Consider the following 25,420-nt stretch of genomic DNA (forward strand, 5'->3'; position numbering starts at 1 on the left):
GAAAAGAAGGGGTTTGCCTTGGCTTGAGCTTAAGGCTTTTTTCGTGTGCCGTTATACCACCGCATATTACCGGAGCTTTGTGGAACGCTTATAAGATCAACGAACAACAATAGATCAGTCAAGGAGTTCCGGATTCTATGGTGAAGAAACATAAAAAAAAGAAAAAACAGCAAGGCTCAAAAAAAGGCCTCGCATGGTGGCAGCTCTCCCTGCTTGGGATTGGATGCACGATCGGAACCGGTTATTTTCTAGGATCAAGTATTGGGATTACGATGACAGGGCCATCCATTGTGTTGGCTTTTTTTCTCGCGGCTATTGGTACGTATATTGTATTTTTAGCTCTAGCCAAGCTGACATCAGATGATCCACAAGAGGGATCCTTTTGCTATTACGCAGAAGTAGCGTTTGGTCCTAAGCTAGGCTTTGGTGCGGGGTGGAATTATTGGATGTCCAATATTCTAATCATAGGTAGTCAGCTAACAGCCCTATCCATCCTGTCGCAATTTTGGTTTGAGGATACACCTCTATGGTTATTTGCTGCTGGGTATTCTATTCTTTCCATAGGTGTTGTGATCCTTGGGACTAAAGGGTTTGACTCTGTGGAGAATGTTCTCTCTGTTATAAAAACAGCTGCCATTTTTTTATTCATTATTCTTGGTTGTCTTGCCGTGTTTCATGTAATTCAAGGCGATTCAGCTGGCCCCTCTTTGAACATGTCGTATCAGTCTTTGTTTCCTCATGGCTTAAAAGGATTTTGGGGCTCTCTCATCTATGCGTTTTATGCATTTGGGGGGATCGAAGTGATCGGATTAATGGCGATGCAATTAAAGTCTAAAGAGGATGCACCAAAAGCAGGAACGGTACTACTTGCAGTGGTAGCTATTTTATATATGGTGTCCCTTGGTCTTGCGGTAAGCATGACCGCGCTATCCGATTTTACAGATAAAGAAAGTCCGTTTGTAACGGCGTTAACGAGCTATAATCTGCCTTTTTTCCCGCATGTGTTTAATGCGGCTATCATCGTTGCTGGTTTTTCAGCTATGACCGCATCGCTCTTTGGTGTTAGTACGTTACTTGTCAGTATGGCTAAGAAAAAACATGCGCCTAAGCTGTTTGAAAAAAAGGTGAAATTTCATGATCTGCCTATTGCTTCTCTTGGTCTGGCAGTGGTTGGACTGATTTTAGCTGTTGTAGCAGCACTTGTATTACCTGGTAAGCTCTTTGAATACATCACGACTGCTGCAGGGATTTTAATCTTGTTTAACTGGATATGCATTCTACTTTCAAACATGAAAATCATTAAACAACACATTGGATGGAAGATCGTAAATGTCGTAGGAATCTTACTTATGTTGCTCGCAATCGCAGGCATTTTACTTGAAGATACAGGGCGGCCTGGTTTCTACCTTAGTCTATTTTTTGTCGTTGCCATAACGATTGCTGCTTTTATTTTTGAACGAAAGAAACGAGAAGAACTTCAAGCGAAGTAAAAAGAAGTGGTACAACCTCCCTCTCATGAATAGGCTGTAAGGAATGAGTGAGAAGGGGATAGCCAATGATTATATTGAGTTATATTATGCTTGGCATTTCATTAGCGGCGCCAATTGGACCTGTCAATGCGGCTCAAATAGAGAAGGGGCTTCGTGCGGGGTTTTTGCATTCGTGGGTTGTCGGGATCGGTGCGATGTTTGCTGACTTATTGTACATGCTTATTGTCTTTTTAGGTGTGTCTCATTTCCTTGAGATTGAAGGTGTGAAGGTATTCCTCTGGTTATTTGGGGCCTTTGTACTGATCTATACCGGAGCAGAGTCGCTCAAAAAGGCGGCTAATGAAGTAAGTGGAGCTAGAGCAACTGGCTACAATCATACGTTAACTCAATCCTTTTGGTCAGGATTCTTAATTTCTGTTGTGAATCCTTTAACCATTTTATTTTGGCTTGGTATTTATGGGTCGGTTTTAGCGAAGACGGTCACTCTTTATGATGTGAATCAAATTTGGCTATTCAGCGCGGCCATATTTATTGGAATTTCGGCTTGGGATATTGCGGTTGCCATATTATCAAGCACCGCTCGCAGATTTGTGAATCAAAAGGCCATTAGCAGAGTGTCCATCCTTTCAGGTATTTGCTTAATTGGATTTGGTGCGTATTTCGGCTATATGGGTGTGAGTACGCTCTTCATTGATTAATTACATAAAAAAGAAGCGACACCTTTTAAAGATAAAGGGTCGCTTCTTTTTTAACGCTGCTCTAGGCGAGCGATACGGTCATTTAAATCTGGGTGAGTGGAGAATAGTTTAGACATTCCACCCTTGTTGTTAATCTTCATTGTTTGAACAGCTGAATCATCAGTATGGCCATTCTTCACGACTGCACGATCAACATGACGCTGAAGAGAGCGAAGCGCGTGAATCATCTTATCATTTCCGGCAAGATCTGCTCCCCCGCGGTCAGCGTGGAATTCACGGTGACGAGAGTAGGCACTTACAACCATACTTCCTAGGATCGAGAACAAAATCTGAAGAATAATGATTGTTGCAAATTGAACAACGAATTGAAGTTCAGGTCGTACATAACGAGAAACAATCATCGCGATCACGCGAGATAAGAACACAACAAATGTATTCACAATCCCTTGTAGAAGTGTCATCGTAACCATGTCCCCGTTTGCTACGTGAGCTACCTCATGAGCAATAACACCTTCAACTGCGTCATCATCCATTGACTGCAGAAGTCCGGATGAAACAGCTACAAGCGAACGCTTTTTAGACGGTCCAGTTGCAAAGGCATTAACCTCTGGTGATTGGTAGATCCCAACCTCAGGCATATGCATAAGTCCCGCTGCACGGGATAGACGATGTACTTTTTCAACAATCGCACGTTCCTCATGAGATAGTGCTTCATCAGGATTTAACACCTTCACTTTCATCATCATCTTAGCAACCCAACGAGACATTGCCAGTGAGATGAATGATCCAGCAAAACCGATCAATAAACTGAAGACCATCAAGGCTCCGAAGTTAATTCCTAATCCGCTGTCTGTACGGAAACCACCCTCACCAATGCCTGTGAACGTTACAATCAGTCCCCAAACAATGACAACGGTTGTCATAACCAAGATATTGGTTAACAAAAATAGTAGTAAACGCTTGCCCAAATTGACACCCCCGAAATAGTTGTATACTTCATCATACCACGTCTCACTCTGTTACATTCAAATTAGATGTCATGATTTTGTGAACCATTTTTCTCAGATTTAAGATCTATCATAAAGTTGTCAGTAAAAGAGAGTAGTTTGTTAGATCCCTTAATAATTCCACGGAAAATTTTTGAATAATCATTTATCTATCACATTATCTAACAAAGTCGTTGATAACTGAATATTCAGCTTTTATGGTAGTACTATGAATTTAATTGAAAAAGCTGCCAGCTGGATAGGAGGATACGATGAATGAGAATCTTACCGAAATGTTGCGCACCAATTTTGAAGAAGTAGAACCTCCTTTGTCAAAGCAGGAAGCCGTTGAAGAAGCGAACAGGTGCTTGTACTGCTATGATGCCCCCTGTATAACCGCATGTCCAACCGGAATTGATATCCCAACATTTATTAAGAAGATTACAACTGAGAATGTACTTGGTTCAGCACGTACGATCATGGAAGCTAATCCTGTAGGAGCAAGCTGTGCGAGAGTATGTCCAACCGACGAATTATGTGAAGGTGCGTGTGTTCTTCATGGATCAACAAAACCAATTATGATCGGAAAACTTCAACGCTATGCTACAGATTGGGCTATTCACAATGAGAAGGTTTTATTTAGATCAGGACGGAGTAAAGGTCAGTCAGTCGGTATTGTAGGCAGTGGCCCGGCCGGACTCTCGGCCGCAAGAGAGTTAGCTGTTATGGGGTATGAGGTGACAATCTATGAAGCAGAAGCAGAAGCTGGTGGTTTAAATACGTATGGCATTGTTTCATTTCGGCTGCCTAAACGAATCTCTTTCTGGGAAGTAGAGCAAGTGAAGTCAGTTGGTGTAATGATCCTTACGAACACAAAGGTAGGCAGAGATATTGAACTTACAGAGCTAAGAAACAAGCATGATGCAGTGATTTTAGCTATCGGTATGGCATCGGTTCCTTTTTTACAAATCGAAGGAGAAAAATTAGAAGGCGTATACGATGCGATTGAATTTGTGAAATCAACCAAAAACAAAGAGCTCACAGAAGAGTTTTCTGGGAAACGAGTCGCAGTGATTGGGGCAGGGAACACAGCCATTGACGGAGCTACTTGTGCAAAAAGATTGGGAGCGAGTAACGTAAAAATCCTTTACCGAAGAACGGAACATGAAATGACAGCTTATGATTTTGAATATGAGTTTGCCAAACAAGATGGCATTGAATTCAGGTGGTTAACAAGCCCTGCTAAAATCATCGGTAATCAGGAAGGAAGAGTAAAATCGATCGAATATATGGAGATGGAGTTAACAGATGCAGATGTAGATGGAAGGCGAAAAACAATTCCAACTGGAAGCCGTCAGACGTTGCCAGTAGATTTCGTCATTCGTGCAATCGGCCAGACGAGGTATGCCGAATGGCTTACACAAGAAGGAATCAAGGTAGACCATGGTGTGATTGAGGTTGATCACGAACATTATGAAACGTCGATACCGGGGCTTTTCGCCTGTGGAGATGCTATTTTCAAAAATGGTTCAGGAGAGGCAATGGTTGTAACGGCTGCTGAGCAAGGAAAGCAAACGGCATATAGTGTGCACAAATTTCTTTTAAACAAGCGAAAGCCGTTACGTGCAGAGGAGGTAAAGTATGGCTGATTTAACGAGTAACTTAGCAGGGATCGTCTCACCTAATCCGTTTTGGCTAGCAAGTGCCCCTCCGACGAACTCTGGATATCAGGTACAGCGCGCGTTTGAGGCAGGTTGGGGTGGAGCTGTCTGGAAAACGTTAGGCGAGCCAATTATCAATTCGACCTCAAGATTTGCCGCTGTCTCATTTAATGGACAGAGAGTAGCAGGCTTTAACAACATCGAGTTAATCAGTGATCGTCCTCTTGACGTTAACTTACGAGAAATTGAAGAAACAAAGAAGCGGTTTCCCGACCGAGCGATCGTTGCGTCCTTAATGGTTGAGCCAAAGCAGGAAAAGTGGCACGAAATTGTTAAAAAGGTTGAAGCCGTTGGAGTAGATGGATTGGAATTGAACTTTGGGTGTCCGCACGGTATGGCTGAAAGAGGAATGGGTGCAGCCTCTGGACAGGTGCCAGCTCTTGTTGAAAGTCAAACTTATTGGGTGAAGGAGGTAGCCCAAACGCCTGTCATTGTTAAGCTAACCCCTAACATTACGGATATTACCGCGACAGCAGAAGCGGCCGTGTTAGGTGGAGCGGATGCAATCAGCTTGATCAATACGATTAATAGTTTAGCCTCTGTTGATATTCATACGTGGAATACGGTCCCAAACGTAGATGGATTAGGAACGCACGGTGGATACTGCGGTCCCGCAGTTAAGCCAATTGCGTTACACATGCTTGGAGAATGCGCTAGAAATGACTTAGTCACTGTTCCGATTTCAGGGATTGGGGGCATTTCAAACTGGCAAAACGTTGTTGAATTTATGTTAATGGGCTCAACAACCATTCAAGTGTGTACAGCTGCGATGCACCATGGGTTTAGAATCGTTGAAGATATGATTGATGGCTTATCAAACTATTTAGATGACAAAGGGATCGATTCTGTGTCGGAGCTAATCGGTCGCTCTGTTCCTAAGTATTCAGATTGGGGGAACGTCAACTTAAATCATCAGATCGTTGCCCGGATTCAAACAGACACCTGTATCAACTGTAATAAATGTCAGATCGCTTGTGAAGATACAGCACATCAATGTATTAGTCGATACAAGGAGGCCTCTGGCGCGTCTTATCTGGCTGTCAATGAAGAGGAGTGTGTAGGATGCAATCTTTGTTCTATCGTCTGTCCTGTAGAAGGAGCCATTGAAATGGTACCGATAGCAAATGGGCTTCCGCCTTTATCTTGGAATGATCGGCAACATGCAATAAACACGTTACAGACGTCAACATATATAGGAGGAAAATAAATGAGTACGTTAATTCAAAACGGAATTATTGTAACAGCCTCTGACACGTTTGAAGCAGATCTACTTGTACAGGGAGAACAAATTGTTGCCATCGGGACAGGGTTACATGAAGACGGAGCAGAGATCATCAACGCGGAAGGGTGTTATATTTTCCCGGGAGGAGTGGATCCCCATACGCATCTAGACATGCCATTTGGAGGAACGGTGACGGCAGATGATTTTGAATCGGGAACCATTGCAGCAGCATTTGGAGGAACGACAACCATTATTGATTTTTGTTTAACTGAAAAGAAAAAACCTATAAAAGATGCAATTCAAACCTGGCATGAAAAATCTAAGGGAAGAGCGGCAATCGACTACAGTTTTCACCTAATGATTGGAGAGGCTACGGAAGAGGTGTTGGCACAGCTGCCTTCTGTTATTAACGAAGAAGGCATTTCATCCTTTAAGGTGTTTATGGCCTACAAGAATGTTTTTCAAGCGGATGACGCCACGTTGTTCCATACATTAAAAAAGGCAAAGGAATTAGGTGTCTTAGTGATGGTACATGCAGAGAACGGGGATGTCATTGATTACTTAACGAAGGAAGCGTTAGCAAATGGACAGACCGAACCGATCTATCACGCACTGACTAGACCGGTTGAGGTTGAAGGAGAAGCCACAGGGCGTGCCTGTCAGCTTACAGCCCTCGCTGATTCTCAGCTGTACGTGGTTCATGTTAGTTGCGAGGAGGCGGTTAGAAAAATTGAAGAGGCACGGCGTGCGGGAGCGGACATATGGGGGGAAACATGCCCTCAGTATTTGACGCTTGATATTGATGATCTACGAAAACCAGAATTTGAAGGTGCTAAATACGTATGGTCACCTCCTCTTAGAGAAAAATCACATCAAGACGTCCTATGGAATGCCTTACGAACAGGAGCCCTTCAAACAATTGGTAGTGATCAATGCTCCTTTCATTTTAAAGGTCAAAAAACTCTAGGTGTGGAGGATTTCACAAAGATCCCTAATGGAGGACCAATGATTGAGGATCGTATGAGCATTTTATACTCAGAAGGAGTTGCAGAGGAGCGTATCACATTAAATCAATTTGTTGACGTCACCTCGACTCGAGCATCCAAGTTGTTTGGCTTATATCCAAAGAAGGGAACCATTGCAATTGGCTCCGACGCAGACCTGGTCATTTTTGATCCATTTGCCGTTCGAACAATTTCTTCAGACACGCACCACATGAAAGTAGACTACAGCGCATTTGAAGGGAAGCAGGTAAAGGGAGTTGTGCGAACGGTTTTATCTAAAGGAAAGGTGATCATTCAGGATCAAGCGTATAAAGGAAATGCGGGGGACGGTCAGTACATTAAACGCGCAAAATACAACGAGCAGCTACGTAATCAAATCTATGTTGAACATGTGTGAGAAGCTAATTTAAGAGAGGGTGAAAGCAGGAATGGCTAAGAATCAATATTTAAAATCTCCAGATTTGTTTCCTGTCACTGAGCAAAACCGTTTAATTAGCTCGTTTGGTTTTGCTGTTCTCTGGACTAGTATGGCAGTTGTTCTTGCAGCATTCGCCATAGGTGGCGATGCCATTCAACAGATACCTCTGCATTTAGTCATCCTTGCTACACTTGTTGGATCAGTTGGAATTGGAGTTTGTATGACACTGACAGGTGATATTGGAATTGAGCATGGGCTTTCATTTCCTGTCTACATGCGAGCGCCATTTGGCACGATTGGTACTCACATCCCCTCTATTATTAGAGGATTTGTGGCGTCCTGTTGGTTTGGGGTAAATACCTTTTTTGGAGCAACAGGCATTAATGCAATTTTATTTATTCTGTATGGAATTGATCAATGGTTCCTATGCTTCCTTGTTTTTGCCGCACTACAACTATTAAACACAGCATTTGGCATTAAAGCCATTGAGAAATTTGCTAACTTAGCGGCTCCGATCATTGTGATCATTTCTGGCTGGATGTACCTGGTGTTATCAGATCAAGCCCAGGCTGCAGGAAGAAACATTTGGGGCTGGGTTGAAAATCCGGCTACAGGCACAGCGGTGATTGGAGCATTTGCGATTACTGCAATGGCCACAATGGGCTTCTGGGGAACATTAGCCGCAGATATGCCTTCCATTTCACGGTTCATCAAGGCACCAAAGCATGAACGCAACTGGTTTAAGCGGAATAAGGCTCAATTAATCGGAAGTATTGTTGCAATGCCTATAGTACACACATGTATGGTCATAGTAGGTGCGGTTTCCTACATTGCCGTTTTTATCTCAAATCCAGTGGATGCATTAGTTGAGACCTCCAGCAATGTCGTTATTCTAGGTATTCTAATGCTAATGATCGCTTTGGCGCAGTGGTCTACGAATACATCATCCAACTTAATTCCGGCTGCAACGATCTTTTCTAATGTAGGAGGTCCAAGAGTACCTCACTGGATTGGTGTCATGATTGCTGGTTTAATCGGTATTTTGGTTCAACCATGGAATCTCTTTTCTATTATTGTCCCTGCCTTATTAATTGTAGGTGGCATTTTAGCGGCGATTGTTGGAATTCTTGTTGTTGATTATTACATCCTCAGAAAACGCAGAGTGAATGTCCCTGAACTTTATGAGGAAGGCGGTCAATACTACTACTGGAAAGGATTAAACCTTGCTGGATTATTTTCTTGGTTGATTGGAGGGGGCGTATCACTCCTCATACCTAGCTACTCCTACTTAGTTGGATTTGCGATAGGAGGTTTACTTTATTACGTCAGTGCGAAGTATTGGTGGTTTAGAAAATACAGACAGGAGGAGCTGGAGGATCCGAGCGATGAACGATTTTTAGGATTAACTGTAGGAAGGGAATGGGTCATTGATGAGGAGGAAGAAGAGGAGATCGAACAACTTGCTGAAGAGGCATAGATGGGAGATGGCGGAATGGCAGAGTACGGGTATTTTCTATCAGAAAAACAGTTAATAGATCAACATCTTGAAGAGGGGTATGACATTGTGGACGTGAATGATGATTTGAACGGGACAACAGTGCAATTTGGCCAACGCGAAAGTGGAGAACGAACATTAATTCATATCGGAAATGCTAATTCGAGAAAATATCTTGCTACTATGCTTTCTGTCCAGCTTGCAAATAGGAGGAAGGTGACATGAATCAACAAAAGCTAGCTATAAATGGAGCACGATTACGTCAGACGCTTGAAGACCTGTCTGCTTTTGGTGCAACCGAAAGACGAGGAGTAACAAGACTTGCTCTTACAAACGAAGATATGAACGCAAGAAATTACTTTAAAGAGCAATGTGAAGTGTTAGGGATGGTTGTGACTGTAGATGACATGGGTGTGATGTATAGCAAATTAGAAGGTAAGAATCCCGATCTACCCGCCATTTATGTTGGATCACACCTTGACTCGGTTCAAAAAGGAGGACGCTTTGACGGTGTTCTAGGTGTAGTAGCTGGACTAGAAGTTGTACGCTATCTCGTGGAAGAGGATATCCAACCCGAATGCTCTATTATTGTTGTCAATTTCACGAATGAGGAAGGAGCAAGATTTGAGCCTTCGATGATGGCATCCGGAGTCATTGCTGGAAAGTTTGATAAAGACAAGATGCTAAATACTAGAGATACAAGCGATATCACTGTTCAAGAAGCGTTACAGGATATCGGCTATGTAGGTTTAGTAGAAAACCGTATGACTCATGGAAAAGCATTCCTTGAGCTTCATATTGAACAAGGGCCAGTTCTGGAGGCCGAGTCTCTTAAAATTGGTGCAGTAGAATGTGTCGTAGGAATGAGCTGTTACGAGATTGAGATTAGAGGAGAATCTAATCATGCAGGAACAACACCTCAACAGATGAGACGGGATGCACTAACCGCTGCTAACCGTTGCATGACGGCTTTACATGAAAAGCTCGGTAAGCTTGATCCTACTTTAGTGTATACCATGGGACGATTCAACGTCTTTCCAAACATTCATACGGTTATCCCAAATAAAGTGGTCTTTTCTCTTGAAGCAAGACATCAAAGTGCGGAGATTCTTCAAAAAGTGGAAGATATCATTCATGCAATTGTAAGCGGAATGCAAGGGGAATGTGGGCAATCGGTCAAAAAGCTTTGGTCTAGGGAGACAGTCTGGTTTGATCCTGACCTCGTTCATAGAATTGAGAAAGCAGCTCAAACTCTCGATCTTTCATTTAAGAGAATGGTCAGTGGTGCAGGGCATGATGCACAATTTATTTCTACAATGATGCCTACTGCCATGATATTTGTACCAAGTGCAGGCGGGAAAAGTCATGATGAAGATGAGTATACCTCCTGGGAAGAATGCGAGAATGGAGTCAATCTGTTACTAGAGACCGTATTAGAGCTTTCAGGATCAAGATAAGTGAAGGGAGTGTTGCTCGGGTGAAACCCATGACAGGTCAAACGCATGAAGAGAAGGATCAACAATACGTGTGGCATGCAATGCATCGGTATCAACCAGATAAACAACCAATGGTTGCAGAGAAAGGAGAAGGCTCTTGGTTTTTTGATACAAAGGGTCAGCGTTACATGGACGGGGTCTCTGGACTTTGGTGTTTGAATCTAGGGCATGGCCAGTCAGAAATCATAGATGCAGCGACCAAACAAATGAGTGAGCTCGCATATTTCCCTCTATCCCTCGGCCATAAGCCGGCGATTGAATTAGCAGAAAAGCTGGATCAGCTTTTAGGTGGATATCGTACGTTTTTTGCAAATGGCGGATCTGATGCAAATGAAACAGCCTTTAAGTTAGCAAGGCAGCATCATAAGCAGACGGGGCATCCAGAGAAATATAAGATCATCTCACGGTATCGTGCATACCACGGGAATTCGTTAGGAGCCCTAAGTGCTACTGCGCAGGCCAATCGAAAAATGAAATACGACCCTATCGCACCTGGATTTCTACATGTACCACCACCCTACGCATACCGGTCAAGCTTTGGAAATCCATTGAGAGATGATGAACTGGCAGCAGATTATTTAGAGCAAACAATTCTTTGGGAAGGACCAGAGTCAGTTGCCGCTTTTATAATGGAACCCATTATCTCAGGAGGAGGAGTCCTCTATCCGCAGACCTCGCTGTATTATGACCGGGTTAGAGAGATTTGTGACAAGTACAATGTACTGTTAATCCTAGATGAAGTTGTTTCTGGCTTTGGACGAACAGGCAGGATGTTTGGTCATCTACATGCTGAGAACTTTAAACCAGATATTATCACTCTGGCAAAAGGCTTAACAAGTGGTTACCTTCCTCTAGGAGCTACCTGTGTAAAGCGAAGTATCTATGAATCCTTTAAAGAACAGTCGGAAGATAATCATTTTAGGCATATCTCTACCTACGGAGGCCACCCTGCCTCATGCGCCGCTGCATTAAAAGCCATTGAGATTATTGAGCGAGATCATATCGTAGAAAGAGTGGAGGAGCTAGGTGATCGAATTCTAGGTAAATTAAAACAGCTAACAGAATGGCCGATGGTAGGGGATGTCCGGGGTATTGGATTTTTATATGGCATTGAACTTGTGAGCGACAAATCAACAAAAACGCCCGCCCCGGATGCAATGTTGACATCTGTAGTGGTAGCATGTCAGGCGAAGGGACTTATTATCGGTAAAAACAGCGACACGATTCCAAACGGAAGTAATGTTCTCATACTAGCCCCGCCCCTCACATCAACAGAAGAGGACCTTGAATTTTTGGTGAGGACAGTAACAGAAGTGATACGAGAATTGTAGAAGATGAGAGTGGAGGATAGGCCTTGGGGGTCTATCTTTTTTTGTGTGTAGGGCTGGGATGGATGGGTGCGCGAGTCGGGGAGAAAGTGCGCGGGAATGAAGTGTGGGTGCGCGAGTCGGGGAGAAAGTGCGCGGGAATGAAGGTGAGGTGCGCGAGTCGGGGAGAAAGTGCGCGGGAATGAAGGTGAGGTGCGCGAGTCGGGGAGAAAGTGCGCGGGAATGAGGGAGAGGTGCGCGAGTTGGGATAAAAATGCGCGGGAATGAGGGGAGAGTGCGCGAGTCAGGATAAACACCCCTCGACAGCACCAATCCCTCTCCAACTCTTTTTTGTGTAAACAGTCTGAAAGTAATGATTGCTAAGTATAATGGAGTAGCGTACACTATATAATTGAGAATGAATATCAGATAGTGGAGAAGGAGTTAATTATGCTACGAGCATTTATGTCGTATTACAAACCGTATAAAGCACTGTTTGCGTTTACACTGGCATGTGGAATTTTAGCGGGAGCTCTTGAGCTTGCGTTTCCTTTAGCCATTAATTATGTGATAGATAATCTACTTCCATCGGGCAATTGGCAGCTCATTTTGTGGGGTGGAATCGGTCTCTTCACCATGTATATTCTAAATGGAGGCTTTCATTATGTAGTCACCTATTGGGGGCATAAGCTCGGAATTAACATTGAGACAGATATGAGAAGGGACCTTTTCTCCCATATTCAAAATCAATCGGTTCAGTATTTTGATAATACAAAGACGGGTCATCTAATGTCTCGATTGACAAATGACTTAATGGACATTGGAGAGATCGCTCACCATGGTCCAGAGGAGCTTGCGATTTCAATCATGACACTACTTGGTGCGTTTGGAATCATGCTGACGATTAACTGGAAGCTTGCTATCTTAACCTTTGTACTTGTGCCATTTTTAATTTTATTTACGTATTATTTCGGTAAAAAAATGTCTGTAGCGATGACCATGTTGTTCGGAAGCATTGCTGATTTTAACTCACGTGTAGAGAACAACGTAACCGGGATTCGTGTTGTGAAAGCATTCGTTAATGAAAAGCATGAAATGGATAAATTCCAAACAAACAACAATCACTTTCGTTTCTCGAAACTAGCATCTTATAAAATCATGGCAAAGCACACAGCTTTTAGCCAAATTTTAATGAAGTTTCTTTTAATCTTTGTTTTGCTTTGTGGTACTTGGTTTGTGATCCAAGGTGAGTTAACATATGGAGAGTTTGTTGCGTTTGTGCTACTTGCTAATGTAATGATTGGACCGATCCAAAAGCTGAATGCGGTCATGGAGATGTATCCTAAAGGGATCGCTGGATTTAGACGGTATCTGGACCTTCTCAACATGAAGCCTGAGCAGGAGGATCGTCCTGACGCCATTCATGTGGATCAAGTAAAGGGAGAGATTACCTACAAGGATGTAGTGTTCGGCTATGAGAACAAAGATAAGGTTCTTAAAGGAGTTAATTTCTCGATAAAAGCAGGGGAAACGGTTGCGCTTGTTGGTCCATCCGGAGCAGGAAAAACGACGATTACGAGTTTACTTCCACGATTTTATGAAGTTGAAAGTGGAGAGATACTGATTGATCAAACGTCAATCCATGATCTCACAATGGCTTCACTCAGGGAACAGATTGGTGTGGTTCAACAGGATGTATTCTTGTTTGATGCATCCATCCGTGAAAATATTGCGTATGGCAAGCTTGGTGCGACAGATGAAGAGATTTGGAAGGCGGCCGAGCAAGCTCAAATGACGAAGATTATTCAATCGCTTCCTGAGGGCTTGGATACATTAATTGGTGAACGAGGCGTGAAGCTATCTGGTGGTCAAAAGCAGCGTCTTTCCATCGCGCGTATGTTCTTGAAGAATCCAGCCATCTTAATTTTGGATGAGGCGACGTCTGCCCTGGATACAGAAACAGAATCAGCCATTCAGCAGGCACTAGCCGAGCTATCTGTTGGACGCACAACGATTGTGATTGCGCACAGACTTGCAACGATTAAGGAAGCTGATCGCATTTTTGTAGTCACTGAAAACGGAATTGAAGAAGAAGGGACGCACCAGGAGCTTCTCCAGCAAAAAGGGACGTACAGCCGACTTCATCAGGCTCAGTTTGATTTTGATTATGCAGGTGCATAAGCGAGACATGGGGCAAGCCATTCGTAATGGATGAGCTTGCCTCTTTCTATTTTCATACATACATCTTATGGGAGGACACCAGTGAAGAATAGTAGAATGATTGGTATGAGTTTATTTGCTGTAATCTGTTTAACCGCCTGTAGCGAGGGAGAGTTTTTTGAATTACTAGATGGTGTGTTTGAGGAGACGGCAACTAATGCAGCGGATGCTCCAAGAGACTCAACGAGAACCGCTGCTTCTGCGGTAGATGGCGAGGCGTCTGTAACGATCTTTGATGTTGGGCAAGGGGATAGTGCACTTGTTCAATCAGATGATACGACGATCTTAATTGATACAGGCAGACATGACAGCGACGTCATCTTTGATCATCTATCATTTGAAGAGATTGACCAAATTGATCTTCTTATCCTGACCCATCCTCATGCGGATCATATAGGGAATGCAGATGAAATCGTCCGTATATACAATCCACATACAGTTTGGATTGATGGAAACGAAACGACATCTCAAGTGTTTGAACGGTTAGTGGATTCTCTGTTAGAAAGTGATGCAGAGGTCATCGAGCCGATTGCTGGTGAATCGTATGAGCAGGGTGAATTTTTGATCGATGTATTAAACCCGTCAGAGGAGCTTACAGGTGATTTAAATAATGATTCTGTATCGATAAAGCTTACATACGGTGAGGTTTCGTTCCTCTTCACGGGTGATGCTGAAGAACCTGGAGAACACTTAATGGTTGATTCAGGAATGGATCTAAAAAGTGAGGTGTTGATTATGGGACACCATGGATCAAACACATCAAGCAATGACTTTTTTCTTGATGAAGTGCAACCGGACATTGCTATTTACTCAGCAGGTGAAAACAATAGCTATGGTCATCCAGGAGAATACGCCTTAACCCGTGTAGAAGACGTGGGAGCAGATGTCTTCGGTACAATCGAGAACGGCACAATTACCATTCGTACAGACGGACAAATCGTAAATGTCGAAACTGAATTTTAAATGAAAGGAACGAGCTAATTTGGAAAAAGCTGTTCTAGATCGTTTTGAAGATCAACATGTGGCCGTGCTGTTAGTAGGAAGCCAAGAGAAAGAATTTCTAATACAGCGGGAGCTCCTACCGAGCGAGGCAAAGGAAGGCAGTCTTTTAGTAGTAGAGCGAGAAGATAATGAAATTAATTCGATCCAGTTGGATCAGAGTGCAACACAGGCGCAAACAAAGCGTATTCAAGGTAAAATGGCACAATTACGAGAGCAAAAAGGGATGAGAAAGAAGAACGGAGACTAGGCACATGACCTGGTCTCTTTTCAATTCCTTTATCATTCAATCCCAAACCCCTCCTTTCTGAATAAGATAAACGATCATCATAGAAGAGAAGGAGGGGATGCGCGTGATTGAACTGTATTTAATCTTTGGGATCGGGTTTATTGCTTATCGCATAGGTTGGCTTGGCACAGGGAGTCGTCCGGTGCTTACCAACTTACTGTTGTATGTGACGTTGCCTTGTTTAATAATTTCGTCCCTACATGTTCCATTTGACCCAAGTGTGGGTATGGGAATTGGCGTGCTAATTCTCCTATCTATCTACTTTCTAGTCAGTACAGCCATATACGTGAGATTGATGTCCGCTTGGTTACGCTTAGGTAAGGAGACGTCTGGAGTGTTCCAGAACCTTTTGTTATTTGGAAACCAAGGGTTTATTGGTGTAGCGATTGTGACACAGTTGCTTGGACCAGACTATTTGTTTTTAGCCATGGTGTTTAACCTGGTGTATTTTGTTTTAATCTGGACCTACGGCATTTGGGTCATGAATCAAACGGCGGGTCAATCTCGAATCATGGGTCTCTGGAAAAATCCAGGACTACTGGCTACACTCATGGGTCTCTGCTTTTTCTTTTTACCCATTTCTCTCCCGCACGTCATTCTTCAGGCCATATCGAGTGTAGGTGAGATGACAGTCCCTCTTTCTATGCTTGTCATTGGATGTTTTACAGCATCCATTCCGTTTCGTGAATGGACGCACTATATGCGTTTGAAATTGACCTGGCTCATTGTTCTACTGAGATTGGTTGTTTTGCCCCTAATTTTCATTCTTCCTGTTCTGTTTTTAGGATTACCTTTTGAATGGGTAGCGGTTGCGTTGCTTTTATCGGCCACTCCATGTGCTCCTACCATCTGTTTATTTGCTGAGACATATGGTGGTGACACAAAGCTTGCTACGGTTTCAGTATTACTTACAACCATCGCTGCTTCAGTAACAGTGGTTTTATTGCTCGAGCTTGTTCGTCATCTCCACCCTTTACTCACGTAGCTTCCATTCCTTCACCTTTTCTCGTTGCTCCTCGGGCCACCAAGCGCCGCATTGATCAGATACCATACACGCAGCACACTTCTTGAGATCATAGACAATCATTTCTTTAATTGGCGGGGAGTAAAGGTGAAGTGTAACGAGCTCCTGCTCTTTGGCCCGCATCTTGTGAACCCCATACCTTGGGGCAAAGAAAAATGACCCTTTCTGCTCAACCCGAGAAAAGTAAGCTTCAGGCAGATCACCTTTATCTACTCTATACACCGTGTTAAGGGTTGAACCAGAGATCACTTGGATCCAGCCAGAAGAATGTCCGTGGTCATGTGGAGCGCAGGAGAGATCAGACCAGTTCATTAGAAGTAGTTCAACTTCATCATTTTGAAATAAGAGCTTTCGATAATAGGGTTTGTGTGAATCAATTTTTAAAAAGGGTTTGAGATCTTTCATGGTTGTGTTTAAGGAAATGAGAGCCCCCCTCAGCTCTTCTGGTGTTGAGGATTTTAGCTGTTTAAGCACGTGTTGTATTCGGTGAAGGTAATCCATTGGAACCTCCTTATTTGTTAGATAAGACTGGACGATTTGCAATAATTACTCCTAAGATAACTATGACGCCGCCAAGTACACTTATGAGTAAGATTTCCTCATGTAATAAAAGGACAGCTGCGATAAGCGTGGTGAGGGGCTCAAGATACAGAAAAGCAGATACCTTAGATGCTTCCATGACTTCTAAGGATTTAGCCCAGAACCAATAGGAAACCCCGGACACAAATACCCCTAAAAAGGCTAGATGCAACCATTCTGACCCAGATAAAAGAGGAAGCGCCTGCCATCCCTTTGTTTGAAAGAGGAAGGGGAGAGTGAGTACAAAGCCAATCGTACACATATAAAAGGTAATGACGAGTGAAGGATGGGGAATGGCCAGTTTCTTTAGTAAGATTGAATAAACGGCCCAATTAAACGTACTCGAAAGCATTAGGAAGTACCCAATTTGAAGACTAAAGGAAAGGGAATGCCCCGTTCTTGCTGAAGTAACAAGAAGGACACCAATGACTGCAAGCACCACCCCACCCATTTTAAACATCGATAGACGTTCTTGTAAGAAGAGAATGGAAAGAAACATCGTGAAAATGGGTGCAAATGAAATCATCCATCCTGCAGCAGAGGCATCAATGGTGAGGAGAGCGGATGCTTGAAGGAGCTGGTGAATAAACACACCAAGTACTCCGAGAATGATGAGATGAGGTACATATTTTAGATGAATACGTAAGCTTATTCCCTGGGCAAGGATAAGGAAAAAAAGAAATAAGGCACCAATACCGAAGCGAAGAACTAAGAGCGTTAATGGGTCAAGTGTATGAAGAACAGCCTTGGTGGAAACAAAGGAAACACCCCAGAAGCTGATTGAAAGAAGGGCATACAATGATGCGACAGAAGAAGGTGTAGATAGTGACATGCATTCCATTCCTTTCTCGATGCTTTGTACAAGCATATGCATGTCCTGTATCATTCATGTGGTTGAATCTCATTCAAGGCACGCGTCTCTGGAAAATGATACATTAGAGTTATACGAGTGATTACAAGGGTATAGAGTGACATAGATGAATTTAAAGGAGACGATTGAATGATGAGGGCAGTTGGACTGAAACGGTACTTACCAATTGAGCATGAGGAAAGTTTTTTAGACGTGGAACTCGAAAAGCCAAAGCCTGTTGGTCGGGATCTTCTTGTTAAAGTTATGGCAGTTTCGGTGAATCCGGTAGATACGAAGCAACGTGCTCCAAAGGATGACGTGGAAGAGGAACCGCGTGTTCTTGGATGGGATGCAAGCGGGATCGTAGAAGCGGTAGGTGAGGACTGCATCGATTTTAGAGTAGGAGATGAGGTCTATTATGCAGGAAGTATTACCCGCTCAGGCTCTTACAGCGAATATCAGCTGGTGGATGAACGAATTGTGGGGCAGAAGCCACGTACGCTTGATTTTGCAAAAGCTGCAGCACTTCCTTTAACAACCATTACAGCCTGGGAGGGGTTATTTGAAAGACTTGCAATTGATCCAGCTCAGAGGGAACAGAATAAGGATAAGCATCTTCTCATCATTGGGGGAGCAGGTGGTGTGGGTTCTATCGCCATTCAACTGGCAAAGTGGGCTGGTTTGAAAGTGACGGCAACAGCATCACGTGAAGAGACCTCAACATGGGTTCGCAAGCTTGGGGCAGATGCAGTTGTTAATCATCATCATTCCCTTGAAGAGCAGTTATCAGAAGAGGTTGATTACATTTTCTGTTTAAGTAATACAGACCAACATTGGGATGCTATGGCCACAATCATTAAGCCTCAAGGGAAAATATGCTCCATTGTAGAAAACAAGGATCCTCTTGATTTAAATGTGTTAAAAAGCAAAAGTGCCACGTTTGTCTGGGAGTTTATGTTCACACGTGCGATGTATGAAACAAGTGATATGAGAAAGCAGCAAGAGCTATTAAACCAAGTGAGCCATCTTATTGAAGAAGGTTATTTGCAAACAACGCTCACTGAAACACTCCATCCAATCGAAGCAAAAACGATTAAGCAGGCACATCAAATGGTCGAGAGTGGAAGCATGATAGGCAAGGTTGTTGTGGATGGGTTTTAACTATTAAAAAGGCTAGTGACTCTGTAAGGAGCGTCACTAGCCTTCTTTTTTCATTTGCCTACCATTCTCTCGGTTCGTAATTTAACTCTTTAAAAAGCTGCGTCCGTTCTTTTTTGGTTAAGTCGCGCCATTGACCAACAGGTAGGTTCTTCAAGTGAATATTCATGATACGTGTACGTTGAAGGCGATACACTTCATAGCCCAGTTCTTCGCACATTCTACGAATTTGTCGGTTTAAGCCTTGCGTTAAGATGATCTCAAACTCAAACTTTGAAAGCTGAGTCACCTTACAAGGTAAGGTTTTTGTTCCGAGTATATGAACACCTTCAGACATTTGCTTAAGGAATTCAGGAGTGATTGGCTTATCGACAGAAACGATATACTCTTTTTCATGACGATTTTCTGCGCGAAGAATTTCATTCACAATGTCACCATCGTTTGTCAGTAAAATGAGACCTTCTGAATCCTTGTCCAACCGACCGACATGGTTAACTTTAAGTGGATGATTCACGAGATCAATGATATTTCCTTTTACTTTTTTCTCTGATGTACTTGTAATTCCAACGGGTTTGTTTAACGCAATATACACATTGTTCTTTACAATGTTAATGGACTCCCCGTTTACCACCACGTTATCACCAGGGTTTACTTGGTCCCCAAGCTTCGCTACTTTCCCATTAATCGTCACTCGACCACTGTTAATTAGCTTGTCAGCTCCCCGCCGAGAGGACTTTCCAGTTTCACTAATAAATTTATTAATTCGCATGATGACACATCCTAGCTTTGATCTTGTACATTCTGATTGATTTGCCTTAACCATACAATATTCAAAGCTCAATGTACAGGAGCCGAAGGAAAGACGGAACTATTCTCCGTTCTCTGCAGCTCGCTCCTTAATCATCTCAACAAACAAATCAATTTGATGCGAAACAGAAATCGGGTTATATGGATAAAACGTATCAAAATCATTTACAAACACACGGTTGTTAGCCACAGCATCAAGGTCTTTCCAGATCGCAGAATCAGTGAATTGATCAAGACTATCGCTAGTGCCATCAGGATTGTAGTCGGTAATAAACATATAGTCTGCTGCATAATCAGGAACAACTTCCATAGATAATTCTTTTATTTCGCCGGTTTCAATAATGTCTGATTGGATGGTCTCAGGTGCCTCAAGTCCTAACGCATTGTATAATGCCTGACCGCCACGGCCTCCTGCATCACCGAACACCCAAAATGCACCTTTATCTGTCATCTCATAAAGACCAACCGTGGCTCCTTCTTCAATGATTCCTTCAAGCTCTTGTCGACCTTGAGCTGCTTTCTCTTCAAAGTCTGCAATAAATTCTTCTGCTTCTTCCTCGCGTCCGGCAATTTCTCCAAACATCGTAACCGTATCTTGAGTAGTCGTTGTTGTATTGTATGGAATGACAACAGTCGGAGCAATCGCACTTAGCTCATCAAGGTTCTCATCACTCATCACTACGATAAGATCTGGTTCAGCTTCTAAAACCGTTTCAAGGTTTACTGGATCTCCAATATCGGTGACTTCCGCTAATTGTTCCTCAAAAAGGGGATTTCCGAAGCTCCATGACCCTGCACCAACGACATTTGCCCCAACAGAAAAAAATTCTCCAGCATAGATATCCGTTACAATGCGTTCAGGATTAGTTGGAATTTCAACCTCACTTCCGTTTAACTCAAACATTTTTGTGGCGGAGGTTTCTGATTCCACTTCATTTTCAGGAGTAGACTCTGTTTTAGAATTGTCACTACACGCTCCAAGAACGAGAATAATGCCTAGCATAATTGTTAAACCAAGTTGTTTATGTATTTGCACGATATTGCCTCCTTGTTATTAGTAATGAATATCATTATCATTTAAAATGTACCAAACTCTTTTAAAAAGATCTAGATGTATTTTAGTAGATTGGTCAGAAAGACCGAGAAACCATAAAAATAATTACCTAATTCATGACATTATTATCTATTATTTTCATAGATTAACCGATATGATGGTAAGGAAATAAGTATAAGCAGGAGGAACAATACGTTGGATCAGAACAAAATTACTTCTTCAAGAGAAACCATTTATTTTGTATTAGCTATTATCTTTAGTGTGTTTGTGTATGTGATCGCAGCCTTTTCCATTATCGGGATCGGGATTGCTCTTATTCTTTTTGCCATTATGATTTTCCTTAATATGATGATGCTTGGTTCAATCAGGGGCAATGGGGTCCGGATTAGTGAACGCCAATTTCCAGAGGTCTATGAGCGAGTAAAGGTCATGTCAGAACAGATGGGGCTTGCAAAGGTACCTGATGTGTTTGTTATTCAATCAGAAGGTATTCTGAATGCGTTTGCTACACGTTTCTGGGGTCGTAACATGGTTGTGCTGTACTCGGAAATCTTTGACTTAGGACGTGAGCAAGGAAAAGAAGAGCTTGATTTTATCATTGCACATGAGCTTGCCCATGTGCGACGCAGACATGTGTGGAAAAACATCCTGATTGCGCCTGCTCAGTTTATTCCTTTCTTAGCTCAGGCATATAGTCGTTCCTGCGAATACTCATGTGACCGGGAGGCAGCATTTATTACAAATAACCCTGCCGCTGCTAAACGGGCATTAACGATTTTAAGTATCGGTAAAAAAACGTATACCGAAGTGAATGAAGACGCGTTTGTTGAGCAAATTTCCACTGAATCTCATGGAGTGGTCTGGTTAAGTGAGGTCTTATCAACGCATCCTAACCTGCCAAAACGTATTCAGTCCGTACGTGTGTTTATGGGTGAAACAGATAAACCTGTTTATACAGAAGACGCAGGGAAAGTGGTTATCGGTATTGTCATTATGGGGGCTGTAGGGATTGCTATTTATGTTGGTCTTATTATTAGTTTAGTTTTCGGAGGCGTTGTGTTCGGAACGGTCTTATCTGAGGTCGGTTCAGAGTTGAGTACGATTACCGAATACGAGGAATATGAGGACGGGTTCTATGATTATGAAATGACTGAACTAGGTAATGCGGTAAGTAATGGAGATTTAGAAGAAGTAAACCGATTGATTGCAGAAGATGTGGACCTGGACGAACAAGATTATTACGGTGATACTCCATTGCATCAAGCTTCTTATCTTGGAGATTTAGACATAATGGAAGTGTTGTTGGAAGCAGGAGCAGATCCAAATGTTCCAGATGACTATGGAACAACACCGCTTATTTATACAGTGTATAACAGAGTGTACGAGCCGGCAGCCCTTCTACTTGAATACGGAGCAGATCCAGAAGTAGAAGATGATTACGGGGATAGTGCGTTCAGTTTAATGAACGTCGAAACAAAAGAGGAACTTATAGAAGCACTCAATAAATAAAAAGCAGCGGGCTAAAGAGCTCGCTGCTTTTTCTATCTAAATGGCCGCTTCCGCAACGGTTGAAAACGCTGCGAATCAAGTGCCTGTATAGCCGTTCCTGCTGTGAAGAACTCCTCTCGTATGATGCGACAGGCTCTTAATTCATAGTCAGCCATATAGTCGACATAGGGATCATGACGCACGAGCACGTCCACTTCCAGTGTGGCGGCAACTTCTCCGTGATCATTTTTCCAATGCTTGTAGTCATAGATTTTTTTAACTGAAATGACTTTGGATTGCTTTTTTACTTCGTTAAATCGTGCTTTTGCTTCTTCAAGTGTCAGTTCGTCTTCTTCAACTTTTAGAAAGACGGTTGTCCGGCATCGTACCTTACAGGCAAACATAAAGCTAGCCCTCCTAACATTCTTGCTTTAATCCTGGTTTAAGATATTATCCTCGAGATACTCTTCCTTGCTCCCATGCACACGGATGATGTGCTGTTCGCCCCAATCGCATAATAGATTCAGAATGCCTTCCAGTGACCGACCATAATCGCTTAGTTCGTACTCTACACGTGGAGGCAGCTCATGATAAAGCGTGCGAATAATCACGCCATCCTCTTCTAATTCACGTAGCTGAGCAGTCAGCATCTTTTGAGAAATGTTTGGCATGAGTCTGCGTAATTCATTCGTTCTCTTTTTACCATGTGTTAAGTGACAAAGGATCACGCATTTCCATTTTCCGCCGATCACTTCTAGTGTGGCTTCAACAGAAATATTATATTTTTTTTGTTTCATGGTTGTTTCCTCCCTGGTACATCAAATAGGAACCAAAAGGTACCTATCGAACAAAAAAGTACGTACTTTTCTTTTGTTAGAATACGAGTAATAATATCACTTATCGATCGAAGAGTGAACCTCATGAGTGTTTGCATAGAAGAAAGAAAGGATACGTAGACATGGAAATGAATAAAAAAAGAAGTCGAGCCGCCTTAATGGCATTAGCGATTACCGCTTTTGCGATTGGCACGACAGAGTTTATTAGTGTCGGATTACTTCCGCTTATCGCGTCTGATTTAGGAGTGACTACAACGGCTGCAGGATTAACCGTTTCTCTATATGCACTAGGTGTTGTGTTTGGGGCACCTGTTTTAACGTCTTTACTATCAAATGTTCCGAGAAAGACACTTCTGATGTGGATTATGATCGTGTTTATCATTGGAAATGCTCTCGCAGCAAGTGCACCAGTGATTAGTATCTTGCTCATTGCAAGAGTGATCTCTGCCTTATCACACGGAGTATTTATGTCTATTGGAGCAACAATTGCTGCCGATCTTGTACCGAAAGAAAAACGGGCAAGTGCCATCTCTGTTATGTTTACAGGACTAACCGTAGCGACCGTAACGGGTGTACCCTTTGGGACGTTTATCGGTGTTCAGTTTGGGTGGAGAATGGCCTTTCTGGCAATTGTGATGATTGGAGTTCTAGCATTCATCTCAAACCTTTTCTTAGTCCCATCGGATTTACGAAAAGGGACACGAACCACGTTTGCAGACCAACGAAAGCTAGTTACGAATGGACGATTACTTCTTGTCTTTGTCATCACCGCACTTGGATACGGAGGAACCTTTGTCGTTTTCACCTATCTGTCGCCTTTGCTTCAGGATGTGACAGGCTTTAAAGAACAGACGGTAGCATTTATTCTTCTGATCTATGGGATTGCAATTGCCATAGGAAATATGATTGGAGGTAAAGTAGCAAACAAGCGTCCTGTTCAAGCGCTGTTTTATATGTTTATGATTCAAGCCATTATTCTTTTTGTCTTAAGCTTCACGGCTACGGCACAAATAGCAGGCTTAATCACAATCTTAGGCATGGGATTGTTTGCTTTTATGAACGTACCTGGGCTACAAACCTATGTGGTCACGCTCGCTGAACGATTTGTTCCCAGTGCTGTAGATGTCGCCTCTGCAATTAATATCGCTGCTTTTAATGCGGGGATTGCGGTTGGTTCCTATGTCGGAGGAATGGTAGCAGAATCAATCGGCCTGATTCATACGGCATGGGTTGGTGGTGTAATGGTTCTTGGAGCCGTCATTTTAACTGGTTGGAGTGCAAAGTTGGAAAAACAAGATCTAAAGAGCGAGAAACTCGCATCTTAATTCATTGGAGGAATGATGTATGACTACTCATGTAAAAGAAACGGTGACATTAAATAATGGAGAGAAAATGCCTTGGCTTGGACTTGGCGTATTCCGAGTAGAAGAAGGGAACACACTCATTGAAGCTGTGAAAACAGCTATCAAACAAGGGTACAGAAGCATTGATACGGCAGCAATCTATGCAAATGAAGCTGGAGTAGGACAAGGCATCAAAGAAGCACTTGAAGAAACAGGATTACGTCGTGAAGACTTATTTATCACATCAAAAGTGTGGAATGCTGATCTAAGCTATAAAGATGCACTTCAAGCGTATGAGACAAGCCTTGAAAAGCTAGGTCTTGAGTATCTTGACCTATACTTGATCCACTGGCCGGTGGAGGGAAAATACACGGGAGCGTGGAAAGCTCTTGAAGAGTTATACAAACAAGGACGCGTGAAGTCGATTGGCGTTAGTAATTTTCAAATACACCATCTAGAAGAATTAATGAAAACTGCAGCAGTTAAGCCTGTTATCAATCAAGTGGAGTTCCACCCACGCCTGACACAGAAGGAGCTTTTAGCATTTTGTCAGGAGCACAATATTCAACTAGAAGCATGGTCACCTTTAATGAATGGAGAGCTATTAGAAGAAGAACTCATAAAGGATTTAGCAGATAAGTATGGAAAGACACCTGCACAAATTGTCTTGCGCTGGGACCTTCAACACGGTGTGATCACGATTCCTAAGTCAACAAATGAACAGCGAATTGCCGAGAATGCGGACATCTTTGATTTCGAATTAAGCACGGAAGATATGGCGCAGATTGATCAACTGAATCAAAATCGCCGAATTGGGCCAGATCCAGATCGAATTGATTTTTAATTTAACATGAAGGAACACCCAGATTACTTCGACTGATCTGGGTGTTTTTTTATTAGGAAAAATAAAAAGGGAAGTCTTGCAAAATTACTTTG

The 25,420-nt window shown here is 42.8% G+C and carries 24 protein-coding genes; 17 read left to right on the forward strand and 7 right to left on the reverse strand.

The window, feature by feature from the left end; genetic code table 11:
• The first annotated feature begins 137 nt into the window (after positions 1-137).
• Together JNO66_RS08080 and JNO66_RS08085 are read left to right on the forward strand one after the other, a co-directional pair.
• Positions 138-1,490: an amino acid permease gene (locus JNO66_RS08080; protein ID WP_203087755.1), complete on the forward strand. Its 1,353-nt coding sequence runs from the start codon at positions 138-140 to the stop codon at positions 1,488-1,490.
• Positions 1,491-1,555: 65 nt separating this feature from the next.
• Positions 1,556-2,188: a LysE family transporter gene (locus JNO66_RS08085; protein ID WP_203087756.1), complete on the forward strand. Its 633-nt coding sequence runs from the start codon at positions 1,556-1,558 to the stop codon at positions 2,186-2,188.
• A gap of 50 nt (positions 2,189-2,238) precedes the next feature.
• On the opposite strand, the gene htpX is transcribed toward JNO66_RS08085, so the two are convergent.
• Positions 2,239-3,156 carry a protease HtpX gene (gene htpX, locus JNO66_RS08090; RefSeq protein ID WP_203087757.1) on the reverse strand — a complete coding sequence of 306 codons (918 nt, stop codon included), beginning with the start codon at positions 3,154-3,156 and terminating at the stop codon, positions 2,239-2,241.
• Positions 3,157-3,446: 290 nt separating this feature from the next.
• Between htpX and JNO66_RS08095 the strand changes: the two genes are divergently transcribed.
• The 11 genes from JNO66_RS08095 (at position 3,447) to JNO66_RS08145 (ending at position 16,330) form a co-directional block, all read left to right on the forward strand.
• Positions 3,447-4,823: an NAD(P)-dependent oxidoreductase gene (locus tag JNO66_RS08095; RefSeq protein ID WP_203087758.1), complete on the forward strand. Its 1,377-nt coding sequence runs from the start codon at positions 3,447-3,449 to the stop codon at positions 4,821-4,823.
• Entirely contained in the window at positions 4,816-6,102 is a 1,287-nt protein-coding gene (preA, locus tag JNO66_RS08100) for an NAD-dependent dihydropyrimidine dehydrogenase subunit PreA (protein WP_203087759.1), read from the forward strand. Before JNO66_RS08095 ends, preA begins: the two co-directional genes overlap by 8 nt.
• Positions 6,103-7,518 (forward strand): dihydropyrimidinase, encoded by a 1,416-nt coding sequence (gene hydA, locus JNO66_RS08105; protein ID WP_203087760.1) that lies wholly within the window; start codon positions 6,103-6,105, stop codon positions 7,516-7,518. It begins immediately after the preceding gene.
• A 31-nt stretch (positions 7,519-7,549) separates the two neighbouring features.
• Positions 7,550-9,016, forward strand: a complete 1,467-nt coding sequence (locus tag JNO66_RS08110; RefSeq protein ID WP_203087761.1) for an NCS1 family transporter — start codon at positions 7,550-7,552, stop codon at positions 9,014-9,016.
• Positions 9,017-9,259 (forward strand): hypothetical protein, encoded by a 243-nt coding sequence (locus JNO66_RS08115; RefSeq protein ID WP_203087762.1) that lies wholly within the window; start codon positions 9,017-9,019, stop codon positions 9,257-9,259.
• A complete protein-coding gene (locus JNO66_RS08120) occupies positions 9,256-10,491 on the forward strand; it encodes a Zn-dependent hydrolase (RefSeq protein ID WP_203087763.1) in 1,236 nt (411 codons plus the stop codon). Before JNO66_RS08115 ends, JNO66_RS08120 begins: the two co-directional genes overlap by 4 nt.
• Positions 10,492-10,520: 29 nt before the next feature.
• Complete coding sequence (locus JNO66_RS08125; protein ID WP_203088393.1) at positions 10,521-11,861, forward strand: aminotransferase; 1,341 nt, start codon at positions 10,521-10,523, stop codon at positions 11,859-11,861.
• A 426-nt stretch (positions 11,862-12,287) separates the two neighbouring features.
• On the forward strand, positions 12,288-14,018 hold the full coding sequence (locus tag JNO66_RS08130) for an ABC transporter ATP-binding protein (RefSeq protein ID WP_203087764.1): 1,731 nt from the start codon (positions 12,288-12,290) through the stop codon (positions 14,016-14,018).
• Positions 14,019-14,099: 81 nt separating this feature from the next.
• Positions 14,100-15,020: a ComEC/Rec2 family competence protein gene (locus JNO66_RS08135; protein WP_273753225.1), complete on the forward strand. Its 921-nt coding sequence runs from the start codon at positions 14,100-14,102 to the stop codon at positions 15,018-15,020.
• Positions 15,021-15,039: 19 nt separating this feature from the next.
• Positions 15,040-15,306 (forward strand): DUF3006 domain-containing protein, encoded by a 267-nt coding sequence (locus JNO66_RS08140; protein WP_203087765.1) that lies wholly within the window; start codon positions 15,040-15,042, stop codon positions 15,304-15,306.
• 103 nt (positions 15,307-15,409) lie between these two features.
• A complete protein-coding gene (locus JNO66_RS08145; RefSeq protein ID WP_203087766.1) occupies positions 15,410-16,330 on the forward strand; it encodes an AEC family transporter in 921 nt (306 codons plus the stop codon).
• Here JNO66_RS08145 and JNO66_RS08150 read toward each other — a convergent pair.
• Together JNO66_RS08150 and JNO66_RS08155 are read right to left on the reverse strand one after the other, a co-directional pair.
• Complete coding sequence (locus JNO66_RS08150; protein ID WP_246483212.1) at positions 16,319-16,774, reverse strand: cysteine dioxygenase; 456 nt, start codon at positions 16,772-16,774, stop codon at positions 16,319-16,321. The two genes, JNO66_RS08145 and JNO66_RS08150, sit on opposite strands and share 12 nt — an antisense overlap.
• Positions 16,775-16,880: 106 nt before the next feature.
• Complete coding sequence (locus tag JNO66_RS08155) at positions 16,881-17,789, reverse strand: DMT family transporter (RefSeq protein ID WP_246483213.1); 909 nt, start codon at positions 17,787-17,789, stop codon at positions 16,881-16,883.
• 162 nt (positions 17,790-17,951) lie between these two features.
• Here JNO66_RS08155 and JNO66_RS08160 point away from each other — a divergent pair, with 162 nt between their 5' ends.
• Complete coding sequence (locus JNO66_RS08160) at positions 17,952-18,959, forward strand: zinc-binding alcohol dehydrogenase family protein (protein WP_203088395.1); 1,008 nt, start codon at positions 17,952-17,954, stop codon at positions 18,957-18,959.
• A 58-nt stretch (positions 18,960-19,017) separates the two neighbouring features.
• On the opposite strand, the gene rluF is transcribed toward JNO66_RS08160, so the two are convergent.
• Both rluF and JNO66_RS08170 read right to left on the reverse strand, forming a co-directional pair.
• Positions 19,018-19,725: a 23S rRNA pseudouridine(2604) synthase RluF gene (rluF, locus tag JNO66_RS08165; RefSeq protein WP_203087769.1), complete on the reverse strand. Its 708-nt coding sequence runs from the start codon at positions 19,723-19,725 to the stop codon at positions 19,018-19,020.
• A 99-nt stretch (positions 19,726-19,824) separates the two neighbouring features.
• Positions 19,825-20,766 carry an iron-hydroxamate ABC transporter substrate-binding protein gene (locus tag JNO66_RS08170; RefSeq protein ID WP_203088396.1) on the reverse strand — a complete coding sequence of 314 codons (942 nt, stop codon included), beginning with the start codon at positions 20,764-20,766 and terminating at the stop codon, positions 19,825-19,827.
• Positions 20,767-21,012: 246 nt separating this feature from the next.
• Between JNO66_RS08170 and JNO66_RS08175 the strand changes: the two genes are divergently transcribed.
• Entirely contained in the window at positions 21,013-22,326 is a 1,314-nt protein-coding gene (locus JNO66_RS08175; protein WP_203087770.1) for a M48 family metallopeptidase, read from the forward strand.
• Between the two features lie 32 nt (positions 22,327-22,358).
• On the opposite strand, the gene JNO66_RS08180 is transcribed toward JNO66_RS08175, so the two are convergent.
• Together JNO66_RS08180 and JNO66_RS08185 are read right to left on the reverse strand one after the other, a co-directional pair.
• Positions 22,359-22,709, reverse strand: a complete 351-nt coding sequence (locus JNO66_RS08180; protein ID WP_203087771.1) for a hypothetical protein — start codon at positions 22,707-22,709, stop codon at positions 22,359-22,361.
• A gap of 27 nt (positions 22,710-22,736) precedes the next feature.
• The gene (locus tag JNO66_RS08185; RefSeq protein ID WP_203087772.1) at positions 22,737-23,102 is read right to left on the reverse strand and encodes a winged helix-turn-helix transcriptional regulator; all 366 of its coding nucleotides are present in this window, start codon (positions 23,100-23,102) and stop codon (positions 22,737-22,739) included.
• A gap of 161 nt (positions 23,103-23,263) precedes the next feature.
• Between JNO66_RS08185 and JNO66_RS08190 the strand changes: the two genes are divergently transcribed.
• Together JNO66_RS08190 and JNO66_RS08195 are read left to right on the forward strand one after the other, a co-directional pair.
• A complete protein-coding gene (locus JNO66_RS08190; protein WP_203087773.1) occupies positions 23,264-24,466 on the forward strand; it encodes an MFS transporter in 1,203 nt (400 codons plus the stop codon).
• Between the two features lie 19 nt (positions 24,467-24,485).
• A complete protein-coding gene (locus JNO66_RS08195) occupies positions 24,486-25,328 on the forward strand; it encodes an aldo/keto reductase (protein WP_203087774.1) in 843 nt (280 codons plus the stop codon).
• Positions 25,329-25,420: the final 92 nt, after the last annotated feature.

The sequence above is a fragment of the Alkalicoccobacillus gibsonii genome (genome assembly GCF_016798245.1).
In the GTDB taxonomy this organism is placed as follows: Bacteria; Bacillota; Bacilli; order Bacillales; family Bacillaceae_D; genus Alkalicoccobacillus; species Alkalicoccobacillus gibsonii.

Excerpts from the sequence above, each read along its gene's own strand:
- JNO66_RS08080 (WP_203087755.1), top strand. The coding sequence starts at position 138 with ATGGTGAAGAAACATAAAAAAAAGAAAAAACAGCAAGGCTCAAAAAAA.
- hydA (WP_203087760.1), top strand. The coding sequence starts at position 6,103 with ATGAGTACGTTAATTCAAAACGGAATTATTGTAACAGCCTCTGACACG.
- JNO66_RS08095 (WP_203087758.1), top strand. The coding sequence starts at position 3,447 with ATGAATGAGAATCTTACCGAAATGTTGCGCACCAATTTTGAAGAAGTA.
- JNO66_RS08125 (WP_203088393.1), top strand. The coding sequence starts at position 10,521 with ATGACAGGTCAAACGCATGAAGAGAAGGATCAACAATACGTGTGGCAT.
- JNO66_RS08195 (WP_203087774.1), top strand. The coding sequence starts at position 24,486 with ATGACTACTCATGTAAAAGAAACGGTGACATTAAATAATGGAGAGAAA.
- JNO66_RS08170 (WP_203088396.1), bottom strand. The coding sequence starts at position 20,766 with ATGCTAGGCATTATTCTCGTTCTTGGAGCGTGTAGTGACAATTCTAAA.
- JNO66_RS08085 (WP_203087756.1), top strand. The coding sequence starts at position 1,556 with ATGATTATATTGAGTTATATTATGCTTGGCATTTCATTAGCGGCGCCA.
- JNO66_RS08110 (WP_203087761.1), top strand. The coding sequence starts at position 7,550 with ATGGCTAAGAATCAATATTTAAAATCTCCAGATTTGTTTCCTGTCACT.
- JNO66_RS08130 (WP_203087764.1), top strand. The coding sequence starts at position 12,288 with ATGCTACGAGCATTTATGTCGTATTACAAACCGTATAAAGCACTGTTT.
- JNO66_RS08180 (WP_203087771.1), bottom strand. The coding sequence starts at position 22,709 with ATGTTTGCCTGTAAGGTACGATGCCGGACAACCGTCTTTCTAAAAGTT.
- rluF (WP_203087769.1), bottom strand. The coding sequence starts at position 19,725 with ATGCGAATTAATAAATTTATTAGTGAAACTGGAAAGTCCTCTCGGCGG.
- JNO66_RS08115 (WP_203087762.1), top strand. The coding sequence starts at position 9,017 with ATGGGAGATGGCGGAATGGCAGAGTACGGGTATTTTCTATCAGAAAAA.
- JNO66_RS08190 (WP_203087773.1), top strand. The coding sequence starts at position 23,264 with ATGGAAATGAATAAAAAAAGAAGTCGAGCCGCCTTAATGGCATTAGCG.
- JNO66_RS08160 (WP_203088395.1), top strand. The coding sequence starts at position 17,952 with ATGAGGGCAGTTGGACTGAAACGGTACTTACCAATTGAGCATGAGGAA.
- preA (WP_203087759.1), top strand. The coding sequence starts at position 4,816 with ATGGCTGATTTAACGAGTAACTTAGCAGGGATCGTCTCACCTAATCCG.
- JNO66_RS08155 (WP_246483213.1), bottom strand. The coding sequence starts at position 17,789 with ATGGAATGCATGTCACTATCTACACCTTCTTCTGTCGCATCATTGTAT.
- JNO66_RS08185 (WP_203087772.1), bottom strand. The coding sequence starts at position 23,102 with ATGAAACAAAAAAAATATAATATTTCTGTTGAAGCCACACTAGAAGTG.
- JNO66_RS08150 (WP_246483212.1), bottom strand. The coding sequence starts at position 16,774 with ATGAAAGATCTCAAACCCTTTTTAAAAATTGATTCACACAAACCCTAT.
- JNO66_RS08120 (WP_203087763.1), top strand. The coding sequence starts at position 9,256 with ATGAATCAACAAAAGCTAGCTATAAATGGAGCACGATTACGTCAGACG.